The sequence below is a fragment of the Pseudomonas sp. R4-84 genome, from assembly GCF_054130985.1.
The window spans coordinates 523,069-539,324 of sequence record NZ_CP096390.1 but is presented as its reverse complement, the minus strand read 5'-3'; the positions used below and the strand labels follow the sequence as shown (position 1 = coordinate 539,324).

Sequence of the window (16,256 nt, the reverse complement as noted above, 5' to 3'; positions counted from 1 at the left end):
GTATAATCCTCGGCTTGTTTTTTGCCCGCCAAGACCTTCAGTGGATAGGGTGTTATGTCCGGAAAAGCGCAACAGCAGTCTCGTATCAAAGAGTTGATCCTATTGGGTCGTGAGCAGGGCTACCTGACTTACGCGGAGGTCAACGACCACCTGCCGGAGGATATTTCAGATCCGGAACAGGTGGAAGACATCATCCGCATGATCAATGACATGGGGATCAACGTATTCGAGGTTGCTCCAGATAAGGATGCCCTTATGCTGGCCGACGCCGATACCGACGAGGCGGCCGCTGAAGAAGCGGCCGCAGCGTTGGCGGCGGTCGAGACCGACATTGGTCGCACCACCGACCCCGTGCGCATGTATATGCGTGAAATGGGTACGGTAGAGCTCCTCACGCGTGAAGGCGAAATCGAAATCGCCAAGCGTATTGAAGAAGGCATCCGTGAAGTGATGGGCGCGATCGCGCACTTCCCTGGCACGGTCGACCATATTCTCTCCGAGTACACCCGCGTTACCACCGAAGGTGGCCGCCTATCCGACGTCCTGAGCGGCTACATCGACCCGGACGACGGCATCGCGCCGCCTGCCGCTGAAGTGCCGCCGCCGATCGACGCGAAAGCCGCCAAGGCTGACGACGATACCGATGACGAAGACGCCGAAGCGAGCGACGACGAAGAAGAGGCCGAAAGCGGTCCCGATCCGGTCATCGCTGCCCAGCGCTTCGGTGCCGTGGCCGACCAGATGGAGATCACCCGCAAGGCCCTGAAAAAGCATGGTCGCAACAACAAGCAGGCAATCGCCGAGCTGTTGGCGCTGGCCGAGCTGTTCATGCCGATCAAGCTTGTACCCAAGCAGTTCGAGGGCTTGGTAGAGCGTGTTCGCAGTGCCTTGGATCGCCTGCGTCAGCAAGAGCGCGCGATCATGCAATTGTGCGTTCGTGATGCGCGCATGCCCCGTGCAGACTTCCTGCGCCAGTTCCCTGGTCACGAAGTCGACGAAAGCTGGACCGATGCACTGGCCAAGGGCAAGAGCAAATACGCCGAAGCCATTGCCCGCCTGCAACCGGACATCATTCGTTGCCAGCAGAAGCTAAGCGCGCTGGAGACCGAGACCGGCCTGAGCATCGCTGAAATCAAGGACATCAACCGTCGCATGTCGATCGGCGAAGCCAAGGCCCGCCGCGCGAAGAAAGAGATGGTCGAAGCGAACTTGCGTCTGGTGATCTCCATCGCCAAGAAGTACACCAACCGTGGCCTGCAATTCCTCGACCTGATCCAGGAAGGCAACATCGGCCTGATGAAAGCGGTGGACAAGTTCGAATACCGTCGCGGCTACAAGTTCTCGACTTATGCTACCTGGTGGATCCGTCAGGCGATCACTCGCTCGATCGCCGACCAGGCCCGCACCATCCGTATTCCGGTGCACATGATCGAGACGATCAACAAGCTCAACCGTATTTCCAGGCAGATGTTGCAGGAGATGGGTCGCGAACCGACCCCGGAAGAGCTGGGCGAACGCATGGAAATGCCTGAGGACAAGATCCGCAAGGTACTGAAGATCGCCAAAGAGCCGATCTCCATGGAAACCCCGATCGGCGATGATGAAGACTCCCATCTGGGTGACTTCATCGAAGACTCCACCATGCAGTCGCCGATCGATGTCGCCACCGTTGAGAGCCTCAAGGAAGCGACTCGCGAAGTACTTTCCGGCCTCACGGCCCGTGAAGCCAAGGTTCTGCGCATGCGTTTCGGCATCGACATGAATACCGACCACACCCTCGAGGAAGTCGGTAAGCAGTTCGATGTGACCCGTGAGCGGATTCGTCAGATCGAAGCCAAGGCGTTGCGCAAACTGCGCCACCCGACGCGAAGCGAGCATCTACGCTCTTTCCTCGACGAGTGACCTTCAAAACCCCCGGCCCTGCCGGGGGTTTTGCTATGCGCAGATAAAACGCTTTCGTTGCCACCCCCGCCCTTTTGCCCGTCTACACTCGAAACATCCTCCCCAAGCCAAGACGAGACCGTGATGCCCAGACTGACGGCCGTGCTTTTGCTGTCACTGATGACCTGGACCGCGACGGCCGGCGCGTTGACGCTCACCGACGAAGAGCGCCGCTGGCTCAAGGACCACCCCGACCTGCGCCTGGGTGTCGATGCCTCATGGCCGCCGTTCGAATTCCGCGACGATCAGGGGCGCTACCAAGGCCTGGCTGCCGATTACGTCGATATCATTCGCCAGCGATTGGCGATTACATTGACGCCCATCGAGCCAGTGAGCTGGACCGTGGTGCTGGAGCAGGTCGCACAGGGCAAAATCGATCTTTTGCCGGGCATCATGTCCACCCCCGAACGCCAGAATTATCTGGCTTTTACCCGTCCCTACCTGGATTTCCCGATTGTCATCCTCGCCCATCACGGTGGCGCCCAACCGCGCAGGCTGGAGGACTTGTACGGCTTGAAGATCGCCGTGGTGGAAAACTATGCCCCACACGAGTTGTTGCGCAATCACCATCCCGACCTGAATCTGGTTGCCCTGCCCAACGTCAGCTCGGCCTTGCAGGCGCTGGCGACGGATCAGGTGGATGCCGTGGTAGGTGACCTTGCTTCCAGCGTCTGGAGCCTGCGCCAGCTCAAGCTCGATGGGCTCTACGTAAGTGGGGAAACGCCCTACCGGTATCAATTGGCGATGGCCGTCCCCCAGGAAAACAAGATTCTCGTGGGCATTCTGGACAAAGTGATGGCAGATATGACGTCGGCCGAAATCAGCGAGATCCAGGAAAAGTGGATCGGCAATGTGCGCGATTATCGTCAACTCTGGTCAGATCTGCTGCTTTACGGCCTTCCAGGAATGCTTCTGCTGGGCGGCATCCTGGCCGTGGTGATTCGCATCAATCGTCGCCTCAGCTCGGAAATAGCCCGGCGAGTCGATCTTGAACAGGAACTGCGCAGCAGCGAATACCATTATCGGGGATTGGTCGAGAGCCTTTCGGCCATCGCATGGGAAGCGAGGGTCAGCGATTTCACCTACAGCTACGTGTCGCCCCACGCCGAAGAGCTGCTCGGCTACCCTCTCGCCCATTGGCTCATTCCTGGCTTCTGGCGCAACATCATCCACCCGGCAGACCTCATACGCGCCCAGACTTATTGCGACCACGAAGTGCTTGCCGGCCGCGATCACTGCGTCGATTACCGGGTTATCACTGCTGATGGTCGCTGCCTCTGGGTCAGGGATATCGTCAGCCTCATCCAGCACGGCCACGAGCCGCTGATGCGTGGCTTGATGATCGACATCAGTGAAGCCAAGCACACCGAGGAAGCGTTACGTCTTTCCGAACAAAAATTCGCCTCGGTGTTTCGCCAGTGCCCCGACATCCTGGTGATTGCGCGCCTGCAGGACGGCTGCCTGCTGGAAGTGAACAAAGCTTTCGAGGAACAGATCGGCATCAGTGCCGACCAGGTGATTGGCAAAAACACTACGGACCTGGACATCTGGGGCATCCAAGGCGTCGGGCCAAGCCTGTTGCAGCGTTTGCAGGCCGGCAGCATCCGCAACCTCGAAATGCCCTTTCGACGCAGCAACGGCCAGGTGTTTACCGGCCTGATCTCGGCCGAACCCTTCGATCTCGACACCACCCCCGCCCTGGTGGTGGTCGTGCGCGACATCAGCCAACTCAAGGAAACCCAACAACAACTGCAGACCTCCGAAGAAAAGTTCGCCAAGGCTTTTCATGCCTCGCCCGACGGCCTGTTGCTGTCCCGGCAAAGCGACGGCCTGCTGATAGAAGTCAACGAGGGCTTCAGTCGCATCACCGGTTTCAACAGCGCCCTGTCGGTGGATCGCTCCACGCTGGACCTCGGCATCTGGGTCAACCTCAATGAACGCAAACAGATGCTCGACCTGCTGCAACGGGACGGTTTCGTCAAGGATTTCAGCTGTCATATCCGCCGCAACGATGGGCAGATCCGACTCTGCGAGGTGTCCAGCCGTCCCCTGCCCATCGGCAATGAAGACTGCATGCTGACCATCGCCCGGGACATCACTGAGCGCCACTTCATGCAGGAAAAACTGCAACAGGCAGCCACCGTGTTCGAAAGCACCGCCGAGGGCGTCCTGATCACCGACACGCAACAGCACATCAACGCCGTCAACCGCGCTTTCACCGAAATCACCGGCTATAGCGAAAGCGAAGCATTGGGCCACACCCCTCGCTTACTGGCCTCCGGCCTACATGACAGTGCCTTCTATGCGGCAATGTGGCATCAGCTGACGGCGGAGGGTCATTGGCAAGGAGAGATTTCCAACCGACGTAAAAACGGGGAACTGTACCCCAGCTGGCTAACCATCAGCGCCGTGCGCAACCGGGGCCATCAAATCACTCACTTCGTTGCGGTTTTTGCCGATATTTCAAGCCTCAAGCACGCCCAGGCCCGACTCGATTACCAGGCACACCACGACCCGCTCACCGGCCTTCCGAATCGCACCTTGTTCGAAAGCCGCTTGCTGACCGCCCTGAACAGCCAGCAGGAAAACGGGGGACAAGGCGCAGTGTTGTTCCTTGATCTGGACCGTTTCAAACATATCAACGACAGCCTCGGGCACCCGGTCGGTGACCTGCTGCTAAAGGGCATCGCCGTACGGCTGCGCGAGCAGCTACGGGACATCGACACAGTGGCGCGCCTGGGAGGCGACGAGTTCATCATCCTGCTGCCTGGCCTGCAACAGCCCAGCGACGCCGAGCACATCGCCCAAAAACTCCTGAACTGTTTTGGCGCGCCTTTCCAGGCAGGTGAACACGAGTTTTTCATCAGCGCCAGCATTGGTACCAGCCTGTATCCTCAGGATGGCTGCGACGTGGCCACGCTGGTCAAGAATGCCGACGCGGCGATGTACCGATCCAAAGCCAAGGGGCGCAACCGGGTAGAAAGCTACACCCGCGACCTCACGGCCCAAGCCAGCGAGCGCGTGGCGCTGGAACACGAACTGCGACGGGCGATCGAGCGCAACGAGTTGTCGTTGTCTTTCCAGCCAAAAATCAGCCTGGTCGACAACAGCCTGGTGGGCGCCGAGGCACTGATTCGCTGGACCCATCCGACGTTCGGCGACGTGCCCCCGGAACACTTCATTCCTCTGGCCGAAGAAAACGGGATGATCCTGCAGATCGGCGACTGGGTGCTAGAGACCGCCTGCCGACAGCTATGCGAATGGAATTGCACTCACGAAAGCCTCGGCCCGCTGTCAGTGAACCTGGCTGGCGTCCAACTGCGCCAACCCAACCTGCTGGGTCGTATCGAACAACTCTTGCGGGAAAACCATCTCGAACCGGGCTTATTGCAACTGGAGATTACCGAAAACTTCATCATGAGCCAGGCCGAAGAAGCCCTGGCAGTGTTGCACCAGTTGAAAAAACTCGGTGTGCAACTGGCCATCGACGACTTCGGCACCGGCTATTCCTCACTCAGCTACCTCAAGCGCCTGCCGCTGGATATCCTCAAAATCGACCAATCCTTCGTCCGCGGCCTGCCCGATGACCCCCACGACGCGGCCATCGTACGGGCAATTATCGCCCTGGGTCGCAGCATGCAATTCACCATCATCGCCGAAGGCGTCGAAACCCTGGCCCAACAACAATTCCTCGCCGAGGAGGGCTGCGAACAGATCCAGGGCTACATTGTCAGCCTGCCCCTGTGCGCCGAAGAGTTCGCCGCAACGTTTCTGCGTGTAACCGTATCGGATTTTTCGGATAGCACAGCCGAGAAACCGTCGCTATAATCCGCGGCCTACTGAGGGCCCATAGCTCAGTTGGTTAGAGCAGAGGACTCATAATCCTTTGGTCCACGGTTCGAGTCCGTGTGGGCCCACCAACTCCAAAGCCGCGCATTGCGCGGCTTTTGCTTTTCCAGACGGTCATCATCTTGACTTGTCGGGGCCAGAAAAAAGCGTACAACCATCAATCGCAAGCACTACGTCACGGTCATCATTTCCCCCGCGCGACAACCCTTACGTGTCACGCTGATTTTTCGGTACTGAGCAGCCACCGGAGCTTTGCGCTCCAGCAGCTCCAGGCAGGTTTCAGGTTCGTCGAGGGGCAGCGTCTTCAATTCCTCCACCTCGATTTCCCACCACCGACTCGCCAACAGGCGCTCGATAACATCAGGAGCGTGCCTGAACCGCACTACCTTGGCCGGGACGCCCGCTACGATTGCGTAGGCCGGCACATCCCCAGCCACGACTGCCCGGGTTGCAATCACCGCGCCCGTGCCGACGTTGACGCCCTCCATGACCATGGCATGGCTGCCCACCCAGACGTCGTGGCCAATCGTGGCCATTTGGGTCCTGGCACGGTAACTCAGCGGGGAAGCCGTGTATTGGAAAGGATGAGAGCTGAGCCAATCGGTGGGATGCGTGTGCTTTTCCTGGCCTATCACCACGCCAGTGCCCATTGAGCAAAAGCGACCGATCGATGCCACCAGGGATAGATGGCTGCCACTGCGGATATAAGTGTGGGCGCCGATCGCGAGACGCGGCGAGTCAATGTCGACGTGCCCAAGGGCAACGCCCTCTTCCAGGGTCAGCTCTGTCCTCCTGCTCAGCGATTGGAGGCCGCCAGCAAGCTTGCACCGGTGTCTCTTGACCCAACGCTTCCAGTAAAAATCTTTTAACGATCCCATCTTGTTTCCCAAGACTGCAGAGCAGTTCATAGCGGAACGCAATTGCAGCAGAGATACCGGGCCGTGTATGTCAGGCCTTTCTGAAAATCCTCATGAAGCCGGTTAGCCTCGACCCGTCGTTTTTTTCAGTGCGGCTCACTTACAATTGCAAACCCCGGCCTTCGAGAGACCTCCATCATCGCCACTCCCAGCCTGTCCCGCCTGTTCCTCGAACTCTTCTGGCAACTCGGCGTCCTCGTGGTGCCAGCCTTTTTCGTTACCGTTCTGCCCCCGCCGCTGGCCTTGCTGGCAGTGATTTTCCTCGGGTCGCTGATGGGCCTCGCCGCGCGCCTGGGCGCTCTGACGATGGGCCGAGGCATCGCGAGGCTGACGGTGGGTGCCGTATTTGGCCTGGGCTTCAGCCTGGGCCGGGCGCTGCCGGAGTGGTGGGGCATTCTCGTGGCGATCATCGCCATCATTGTCGGGCTCGCCTGTGTCAGCAAATGGGAGCGGCGCCTTGGGTTGGCACCGGTTTCCACCAAGGGGCCAAGCGCCTGGGGCGGTAACGAGCCGCTTCTGACCCCGGAAGGCGAGCCAATCCGGGTGTTCAACCACAGTGAAATCGCCATGGGCGGTCCTGTGTATTGCGATTACTTGTTTCCAGATGGCGTACTTTTGCAAGGGATCGGCTCTTCGGCGGTGTTTTCCAGCGAAGGGCGCTATTTTGCCGCGCCGGTGCCGTCACGGCAGGATTGGGGACTGGTCATTCTCGACCGCCAGCAGCGCACCTTATACCGCTGCGCCGAAAGCGAATTCTGGGAGCTGGACGCTTTTGATTCTGATCAACTGAGCGGCCGCTACAGCCCATTGGTCGATAACGGCGTCCGTCAGGTTCGCCTGGAAAAGCTGCTACAAACCGCAGAGGCAGTCGACCTGATTCCCGTCGCGGATCTTTGGCTGGAGCCTGGCTGGCACCCGGACAATCTCCAGCCTACCTTCGAACGTCCGTCCGCTGATGGTCGACAATGCCTGGCTGGCAACATCATCTTGCCGGCTACGCTGCGCGATTTGGACCGACCCCTGGAGCCACTGTATTCGCCGCGCTATGCCGTCAGCATCAATGGGCAGCCGTCCGGGCTCTTGATGACCGCCGATGCGCCATTGGTGTGGAGCACCGATCACCGCGCCCTGGTGTGCCTGGCCGGGGAACAGGCCAACGAGGCGCAAGGCGAACGGTATTGGTCGTGGCAAGTGGACAAAGGCTGGCGCGACCTGCCCTTACCTTGGATCAAGAGCACCACCGAACCGTCTTTTTATTGGCATGACTTGCTGAAGCTCGATGCAGGCCAAGTGCATATCGACGCTTACCTCGACTATCCACGACCGGGTTCCGGCCAGTATGGCTACCGCTTGGACAGCATCCACAGCGATACCGAGACCCAGACGGGCCACGACATCCAGGGTCGGGTGCAGGTGGGCGAGTTCAAGCTGACGCGCATGGCCATCGTCATGCCATTGGACAGCCCGGGCCGCCGGGGCGATTCGCACATCGAGACACAAGCGCTGCTGGGCGGCACAAACGCGCGCCTGAGCTGGCAGGGTGACAATCGCGAAGGGCTTGGTGGCTATCGCTGCCAGATCGGTGACTGGCTCCTGCCGGAACGCTGGCTGCTGGATCATCGCGCCTCGGACTGTGGTCGCTACCTGGCGCTGCTGCCTTTTGGAGGGGCAACGACCGTTGCCACCCATGCAGTGGTGGCCGACGTGCAAGAGCGGCGCCTGCTGAAAGGGCCCGCCATGTGGGTAGAACGGATCCTCGACTTTCGCGATGGTCGGTTGAGTCTGGCGGTGGTCGTAGGTCGTCTCGACAATGATCTGCAGAGCAGCCCCCTCCGGCGCTTCAATGTCGCGGCGCCAGAGGTCGGCAGCGACGCGTCTTTCTGTCGCCCCAACGAGCAATCCCGGCTGTTCTATAACACGGTGCAGTTGCAGCCCACAGACTCGCAACTGAACGTCATCCCCCCGTGGCGTTTGGTGGATCGGCCGCAGGCGGCGACTGCCGATGGCGATTTCATCCAGCCCGCGCCGACTCATCGGGACGCCGCCTGGCTGTTCGGCAGCGAGACCGAATATGCCGACAGCTGGGTGCGCGCCGGTACGCCGCGGCTTGGCGGTTATCTGCTGACGGCTTCAGGCTGCGCCTTGGTCGATCTGGCCCCTTCGATGATCTGGTCCTCGGATGGCCGCTACCTGGCCCTGACCCGCATGGCAACTGACGTGGCGCAGCTGTGCGGAAGTTATCGGGGCTGGCAACTGATGCTTCTCGATGTCCAGGCGCACACGCTGCGGATTCATCCGCGATGGCTGGGCAATCGGCCCGAGTTCGAAGGCTTCGATGAAGAAAAGCTGCGGGTCCGGTGTTTCGAACGCGACTGGGAAACCGAAGACGATGAGGATCGAGGCGCGGCGCAGTCGTTTACGCTCGACGATTTGCTGCTGCTGCCCGCGGAACAACTGATCGGCGAGGACGGCCTCTGGCTCAGGCCTTCGCAAGCGCACCTCGCCCCAGCCTGGCAAGCGCTGGCCTTGCCTGCCATCAGCTACTTCGAACGCCGGAGCCTGTAACATGCCCGCCAATGATGCCTGCGCCGGAGCTGACCTTGACTGATACCCGCCCTCCTGTCCTCGACGAAATTGATCGCCAGCTGATCGCGGCGCTGCAAATCAACGCCCGGGAAAGCGTCGCCGTGCTTGCCCGGCAGTTGGGCATCGCCCGCACGACCGTGACCTCGCGTCTGGCTCGACTGGAAAAATCCAAGATCATCACCGGATACGGCGTGCGTCTGGGGCAGCGAGTGATCGATGGCGGTTTGCAGGCTTACGTCGGCATAAAGGTCCAGCCACGCTCGGGGAAAGACGTATTGCGGCGCTTGAGTGCGATGGCCCAGGTCCAGCAGTTGTGCGCGGTGAGCGGCGAGTTCGATTACGTGGCCTGGCTGCGCACCGACTCGCCGGAACAGCTGGATCAACTGCTGGACCAGATCGGCAGCGTGGACGGGGTGGAGAAAACCACCACTTCGATCATTCTCAGCAGCAAGATCGACCGGGGGCAGCCCGTCTAGAACCTGCCCAAAATCCTGTGGGAGCGAGCCTGCTCGCGATGGCGGCGGATCAGTCAACATTTGCACGGGCTGACGGCCCGCTATCGCGAGCAGGCTCGCTCCTACAAGAGCTGGTTTCGTCATTAAGCCTATTTAGCCAGTGAAAATGACGGCTATACGTACAAAACGACGACACATTGCGTCTTATTAACGTGTTTCATGCTCTCTAGAATGGCTGGCATCTTTCCTATACTCAGACGCGAACACCGCGCCGAGTCGCCTCCCAAGGTCAGCCATGAACAAGAACAATCGCCACCCTGCCAACGGCAAGAAACCCATCACCATTTTCGGCCCGGACTTTCCCTTCGCCTTTGACGACTGGATCGAACACCCAGCCGGCCTGGGCATGATTCCGAAGCACAATCACGGCGCCGAGGTAGCGATTGTCGGTGCCGGGATCGCCGGCCTGGTGGCGGCTTACGAGCTGATGAAAATGGGCCTCAAACCGGTGGTGTACGAGGCCTCGAAGCTGGGCGGACGCCTGCGCTCCCAAGCGTTCAACGGCGCCGAAGGTATCGTCGCCGAACTCGGCGGCATGCGTTTCCCAGTGTCGTCCACGGCGTTCTACCACTACGTCGACAAGCTGGGCCTGGAGACAAAACCCTTTCCCAACCCGTTGACGTCGGCCTCGGGCAGCACGGTCATCGACCTTGAAGGGCAGACCTATTACGCAGAAAGCATGGCTGACCTTCCGGCGTTATTCCAAGAAGTGGCCGACGCCTGGGCCGACGCATTGGAGGCTGGCTCGCGCTTCGGCGATATCCAGCAAGCGATCCGCGACCGCGACGTCCCGCGTCTCAAGGAGCTGTGGAACACCCTGGTGCCGCTGTGGGATGACCGCACCTTCTACGACTTTGTCGCTACGTCCAAGGCCTTCGCCAAGCTCTCGTTCCAGCATCGCGAAGTGTTCGGCCAGGTTGGTTTCGGCACTGGCGGATGGGACTCGGACTTTCCCAACTCGATGCTCGAAATCTTTCGCGTGGTGATGACCAACTGCGACGATCATCAGCACCTGGTGGTCGGCGGCGTCGAGCAGGTCCCCCACGGAATCTGGAAACACGTGCCAGAGCGCTGCGTGCATTGGCCGGAAGGCACCAGCCTGAATTCGTTGCACCTGGGCGCGCCTCGCAGCGGCGTGAAGCGCATTGCCCGTGCCGATAACGACCGCTTCACCGTGACCGACGTCTGGGGTGACACCCGGGAATACGCCGCCGTGCTGGTGACGTGCCAGACTTGGCTGCTGACCACCCAGATCGAATGTGAAGAAGCGCTGTTCTCGCAAAAAATGTGGATGGCCCTGGACCGCACCCGCTACATGCAAGCATCGAAGACATTCGTGATGGTCGACCGGCCCTTCTGGAAGGACAAGGACCCGCAGACCGGCCGCGACTTGATGAGCATGACCCTCACCGACCGGCTGACTCGCGGCACTTACCTGTTCGACAACGGCGACGACAAGCCAGGCGTCATCTGCCTGTCCTACTCATGGATGAGCGATGCGTTGAAAATGCTGCCGTATCCCGTGGAAAAACGCGTGAGACTGGCGCTTGATGCGCTGAAAAAAATCTATCCGAACGTCGACATCGCCGCGCGGATCATTGGCGATCCGATCACAGTTTCCTGGGAAGCCGACCCCTATTTCCTCGGTGCATTCAAAGGCGCCCTGCCGGGCCACTACCGATACAACCAACGCATGTATGCACACTTCATGCAAGACGACATGCCGGCTGAACAAAAAGGGATCTTTATCGCCGGTGATGACGTCTCATGGACACCCGCCTGGGTAGAAGGCGCGGTCCAGACCTCGCTCAATGCCGTGTGGGGGATCATGAAACATTTCGGCGGTGAAACTCACCCCGAGAACCCGGGGCCAGGCGATGTGTTCGACGAAATCGGTCCGATCGCCTTGCCCGAATAAGGAGTTGTCGATGCGCGTAGCCCTTTACCAATGCCCACCGCTGCCCATGGAACCGGCCGGCAACCTGCAGCGACTGCACCAGGTCGCGCTGGAAGCCAGGGGTGCCGATGTGCTGGTGGTGCCGGAGATGTTCTTGACTGGCTACAACATTGGGGTCGATGCGGTGAATGTACTGGCCGAGGTCTACAACGGCGAATGGGCGCAGCAAATCGGCCGCATCGCCAAGGCGGCCGGCCTGGCCATTCTCTATGGTTACCCGGAGCGCAGCGAAGATGGGCAGATCTACAATTCGGTCCAATTGATCGACGCCCACGGCGAGCGCCTGGCCAATTATCGCAAGAGTCATTTGTTCGGCGACCTCGACCGCACAATGTTCAGCGCGGGCGATTCAGCGTTGCCGATCGTGGAGCTCAACGGTTGGAAGCTCGGCTTCCTGATCTGCTATGACCTGGAGTTTCCAGAAAATGCCCGGCGCCTGGCGCTGGCCGGCGCCGAGCTTATCCTGGTACCCACCGCCAACATGCATCCGTACGAGTTCATCGCCGACGTCACCGTGCGCGCCCGGGCCATCGAGAACCAGTGTTTCGTGGCCTATGCCAACTATTGCGGCCACGAAGGTGAGTTGCAGTATTGCGGTCAGAGCAGCATTGCCGCCCCGAACGGCAGCCGCCCGGCGTTGGCGGGGCTGGACGAAGCGTTGATCGTGGGTGAGCTGGATCGACAATTGATGGAGCAATCGCGGGCAGCCTACAACTACCTGCACGATCGGCGTGCGGCGCTGTACGGCGACTTGCATAAACACTGATCCGGGCTAATCCGCTAGCATGAGCACATCCCAGTCCTGGAAGCGCTCATGCCGGCCCCCGATTCCCTCCGCCCCCATACCGAAACCCTGTCCAACGGCCTGAAATTGACGTTGCGTCATGCTCCTGGCCTCAAGCGCAGCGCTGCGGTGTTGCGCGTGGCCGCCGGTAGCCATGATGCGCCCAAGGCCTGGCCGGGGCTGGCGCACTTTCTTGAACATCTTTTCTTCCTGGGGACGGAGCGTTTTCCCACTGGGCAGAACCTGATGGCCTACGTGCGGGACCACGGCGGGCAGGTCAACGCGCGTACCAGTGAACGCACCACGGAGTTTATCCTGGAGCTGCCACCTGCCGCCCTGCCCGGTGGGCTTGAGCGGTTGGCGGACATGCTGGCCCATCCGCGTCTGGATGAGACTGACCAGTTGCGAGAGCGGGAAGTGCTGCACGCAGAGTTTATTGCCTGGTCCCAGGATGCGGCGGCCCAGCGGCAGGTTGCCTTGTATGAAGGACTGTCGAAGGATCACCCATTGCGCGGCTTTCATGCGGGCAATCGCGACAGCCTCGCCGTACCACAGCCAGAATTCCAGAGCGCGCTGCGCGATTTCTACCAGCGTTTCTATCGGAGCGGCCAGATGACCTTGAGCCTGGCCGGCCCGCAACGCATCGGGACCTTGGAGGCGCTGGCCACTCAGTTCGGTGAAAGCCTGCCAACCGGCAGGACGCAGGTCAGGCAGCCACCGCCGAGGCTCATGGCAGCAACCGAGACCGGGTACCAGCAGGCCCGGCAAGATTCGCTCGACGTACTGTTCGCCTTCGAAAGCTTGCCTGCCGCCTCGCCCCAAGCCTTGGATTTCCTCTGCCACTGGCTCAACGCCCCTAAACCGGGCGGGTTGCTTGCAACGTTGCGCCAACGCGGTCTGGCTGACAGCCTCAAAGCCGTGCCCCTGTATGAATTTTCTGGTCAGGCACTGCTTCACATCGAGTTCAAGCACGACCGCGACCAGGTGCCGACTGATATCCAACCGCTGCTGCGCGATTGGCTGGGTTTTTTTGCCGCTCAGGATGACTGGGCATCACTTCGCCAGGCGTTCACTGCGCTACGCCAACGCCAACTGGAGACGGCAACAGCCTTGCAACTGGCTCGTTGGGACAGCGAAGGACGTCAAGGCCCTTTGTCGGAAAACGACCTGATGCGCCTCAGGGAAATCCTCAAGCAATTACACGCCGTCGATCAGCCCGTCGAACCGTGGCAATTGCCCTCGCCCAACCCGTTTCTGCAAAGCATCAACGAACCACCCCGCGCCGGATTGATTCGCGGCCAAACCAGTGCCCACCGCGGCTTACGAACATTCGCACAAGACCGCAGCCGGGGCCGGCGCGAACGCTCGCCCATGCAGTTCAGCCAGGCATTGCCGGATACCTCGCCGGAAGGCGCGGTGTACCTGCGCTGGCTATTGGCGGCCCCCGTATCGCCCGGCCACCAACGCAGGCTCGATCGGCAATTGGCGGATCTGCGCGAAGACGCCCGCCAGGCCGGCGTGGACATTACCTTCGAGACTCATGACGAACAATGCCTGCTGAAACTGACCGGCTTGCAGGCACCGATGCCGCGAGTACTTGAACACCTGCTGGTGGAACTGGGCCAGCCGCTGCCGCCAGTCCCGGCCAATAGCGAGCCTCCCTTGATACCGATCCGACAGCTGTTGCGTGAATTGCCGGAGCTCTTGCGGCAAACCCCACGATCGCCATCATCGTCCGACAGCGATCAGAGCGTCTGGACGAACGCCCGATGGGACGGCTTGGCTGTCGGTCTGGCGGCGGCCACTCAAGTGGCGCTGGGCCCCGTTCTGGCGCGAATTCCTGGGATCGCCCGAGAAGAAGCGGTGTCGACGCTCGTGGCTGCTCCGGGACGCACCTGGCACACGCTCGAAATTCCAGGAGACGACCACGCCGTACTGATGTTCTGCCCCACGGCAACCCAGGACATTTGCGACGAGGCTGCGTGGCGTTTGCTCGCCCATCTGAGCCAAACCCCGTACTACCAACGCCTGCGAGTGGACCTGCAACTGGGCTATGCGGTGTTCAGTGGTCTGAAGCAGATCGACGGACGCACCGGCCTGCTACTGGGCGCCCAATCACCCGGTGCCTCGGCAGCGCAGTTGGCTGAACATATGGAGCAGTTCCTGGAAACCTTGCCTGAGTTGATCCAGCAGCTAGACGACTCGACCCTGACCAGCCAGCAACAGGCCTTGGCCAGCCAGCTTCAAAGCGCGGCGATGCCCATCGCCCAGGCAGCCGAACTGCTCTGGCAGGGCAAACTGGCCGGTCGTCCAACGGACTACCTGCAACGGTTATCCGACGTCATAACATCGATGACACGCGGACAACTGGTCGACGCCGCGCACCGTTTGAAAGAAGCCCTCGGCGGACGTTCCTGCCTGAGCAACGCGCCGTGCCCGGGAACGCCCTGGCGCGCGGTGCAATGATCGTTACCGGCCATGCAACGAGCTTTCTCAAAGAATCGCGGCGAAGGAATTTGTCAGATTTAGTAACATAGCCGCCTAAGCATCTGAACATCTCCGAGCGGAGGTGGACTATATGTATAGGTTCCACCCGTACCATCTAACCGAAGTATCCCAACCAAAGGAGTATTCCCATGTCCTGGTCCAAACCCGCATATATCGATCTGCGTATCGGCTTCGAAGTCACCATGTACTTCGCCAGCCGTTGATTGCTGCAGGCGGTAGTACGCAACACCACGCCTCGGTCATCCGGGGCGTTTTTATTTTCGGTTTGCAGATGGAGCGACCATGTTCGTCCAGATTCTAGGCTCCGCCGCGGGCGGCGGTTTTCCCCAGTGGAACTGCAACTGCGCCAATTGCGCAGGTTTTCGCAACGGCAGCCTGCGGGCCCAGGCGCGTACCCAGTCGTCCATCGCGATTTCCGACGACGGCGTGAGCTGGGTGCTGTGCAACGCCTCGCCGGACATTCGCGCCCAGCTCCAGGGATTTGCCCCGATGCAGCCTGGCCGGGCCCTGCGGGACACCGGTATCGGCGCGATCATTCTGATGGACAGCCAGATCGACCACACCACCGGCCTGCTCAGCCTGCGCGAAGGTTGCCCGCACCAGGTCTGGTGCACCGACATGGTCCATGAAGACCTGAGCACGGGTTTCCCACTGTTCAACATGCTCACCCACTGGAACGGCGGCCTGAGCTGGAACCGCATCCAACTCGATCAGAGTTTCACTATTGCCGCTTGCCCAAGCCTGCGCTTTACCCCACTGCCACTTCGCAGCGCCGCCCCGCCCTATTCCCCGCACCGCTTCGACCCGCACCCGGGCGATAACATCGGGCTGATCGTCGAAGACCTGAGCACCGGCGGCAAGCTGTTCTATGCACCGGGCCTGGGCAAGGTCGACGGTCCGCTGCTGGACATCATGGCCGACAGCGACTGCCTGTTGGTGGACGGCACGATGTGGGACGACGATGAGATGCAGCGCCGTGGCGTCGGCACCCGCACCGGTCGGGAAATGGGCCACCTGGCGCAGAACGGTCCCGGCGGCATGCTCGAAGTGCTGGAGCAACTGCCCGAGCAACGCAAGGTCCTTATTCATATCAACAACACCAACCCGATACTCGACGAGGATTCACCCGAGCGGGCCGAGCTGGTGCGACGCAATGTCGAAGTCGCCTACGACGGCATGAGCATCGAACTGTAGGAGGC

The 16,256-nt window shown here is 60.6% G+C and carries 10 protein-coding genes and 1 tRNA gene; 10 read left to right on the top strand and 1 reads right to left on the bottom strand.

Annotated features, from left to right (window positions below):
* Positions 1-54 precede the first annotated feature (54 nt).
* The 3 genes from rpoD (at position 55) to M1D68_RS02410 (ending at position 5,861) form a co-directional block, all read left to right on the top strand.
* Positions 55-1,902 carry an RNA polymerase sigma factor RpoD gene (rpoD, locus tag M1D68_RS02420; RefSeq protein ID WP_420764887.1) on the top strand — a complete coding sequence of 616 codons (1,848 nt, stop codon included), beginning with the start codon at positions 55-57 and terminating at the stop codon, positions 1,900-1,902.
* 123 nt (positions 1,903-2,025) lie between these two features.
* Complete coding sequence (locus M1D68_RS02415) at positions 2,026-5,769, top strand: bifunctional diguanylate cyclase/phosphodiesterase (protein WP_420764888.1); 3,744 nt, start codon at positions 2,026-2,028, stop codon at positions 5,767-5,769.
* 15 nt (positions 5,770-5,784) lie between these two features.
* Positions 5,785-5,861, top strand: a tRNA-Ile gene (locus M1D68_RS02410).
* 99 nt (positions 5,862-5,960) lie between these two features.
* On the opposite strand, the gene M1D68_RS02405 is transcribed toward M1D68_RS02410, so the two are convergent.
* Positions 5,961-6,668: a CatB-related O-acetyltransferase gene (locus M1D68_RS02405; RefSeq protein WP_434609195.1), complete on the bottom strand. Its 708-nt coding sequence runs from the start codon at positions 6,666-6,668 to the stop codon at positions 5,961-5,963.
* Positions 6,669-6,908: 240 nt separating this feature from the next.
* Here M1D68_RS02405 and M1D68_RS02400 point away from each other — a divergent pair, with 240 nt between their 5' ends.
* From M1D68_RS02400 to pqqB, 7 genes are all read left to right on the top strand, one after another.
* A complete protein-coding gene (locus M1D68_RS02400) occupies positions 6,909-9,272 on the top strand; it encodes a hypothetical protein (RefSeq protein WP_457969182.1) in 2,364 nt (787 codons plus the stop codon).
* A 35-nt stretch (positions 9,273-9,307) separates the two neighbouring features.
* On the top strand, positions 9,308-9,769 hold the full coding sequence (locus tag M1D68_RS02395) for an Lrp/AsnC family transcriptional regulator (RefSeq protein WP_420764891.1): 462 nt from the start codon (positions 9,308-9,310) through the stop codon (positions 9,767-9,769).
* 274 nt (positions 9,770-10,043) lie between these two features.
* Positions 10,044-11,726, top strand: coding sequence for a flavin monoamine oxidase family protein (locus tag M1D68_RS02390; protein WP_420764892.1), 1,683 nt, complete (start codon positions 10,044-10,046; stop codon positions 11,724-11,726).
* Between the two features lie 10 nt (positions 11,727-11,736).
* Positions 11,737-12,531, top strand: a complete 795-nt coding sequence (locus M1D68_RS02385; RefSeq protein WP_457969180.1) for a carbon-nitrogen hydrolase family protein — start codon at positions 11,737-11,739, stop codon at positions 12,529-12,531.
* A 48-nt stretch (positions 12,532-12,579) separates the two neighbouring features.
* On the top strand, positions 12,580-15,015 hold the full coding sequence (pqqF, locus tag M1D68_RS02380; RefSeq protein ID WP_457969178.1) for a pyrroloquinoline quinone biosynthesis protein PqqF: 2,436 nt from the start codon (positions 12,580-12,582) through the stop codon (positions 15,013-15,015).
* Positions 15,016-15,185: 170 nt separating this feature from the next.
* Positions 15,186-15,260 carry a pyrroloquinoline quinone precursor peptide PqqA gene (gene pqqA / locus M1D68_RS02375; RefSeq protein ID WP_003177660.1) on the top strand — a complete coding sequence of 25 codons (75 nt, stop codon included), beginning with the start codon at positions 15,186-15,188 and terminating at the stop codon, positions 15,258-15,260.
* Between the two features lie 79 nt (positions 15,261-15,339).
* The gene (gene pqqB, locus M1D68_RS02370; RefSeq protein WP_457969177.1) at positions 15,340-16,251 is read left to right on the top strand and encodes a pyrroloquinoline quinone biosynthesis protein PqqB; all 912 of its coding nucleotides are present in this window, start codon (positions 15,340-15,342) and stop codon (positions 16,249-16,251) included.
* Positions 16,252-16,256 lie beyond the last annotated feature (5 nt).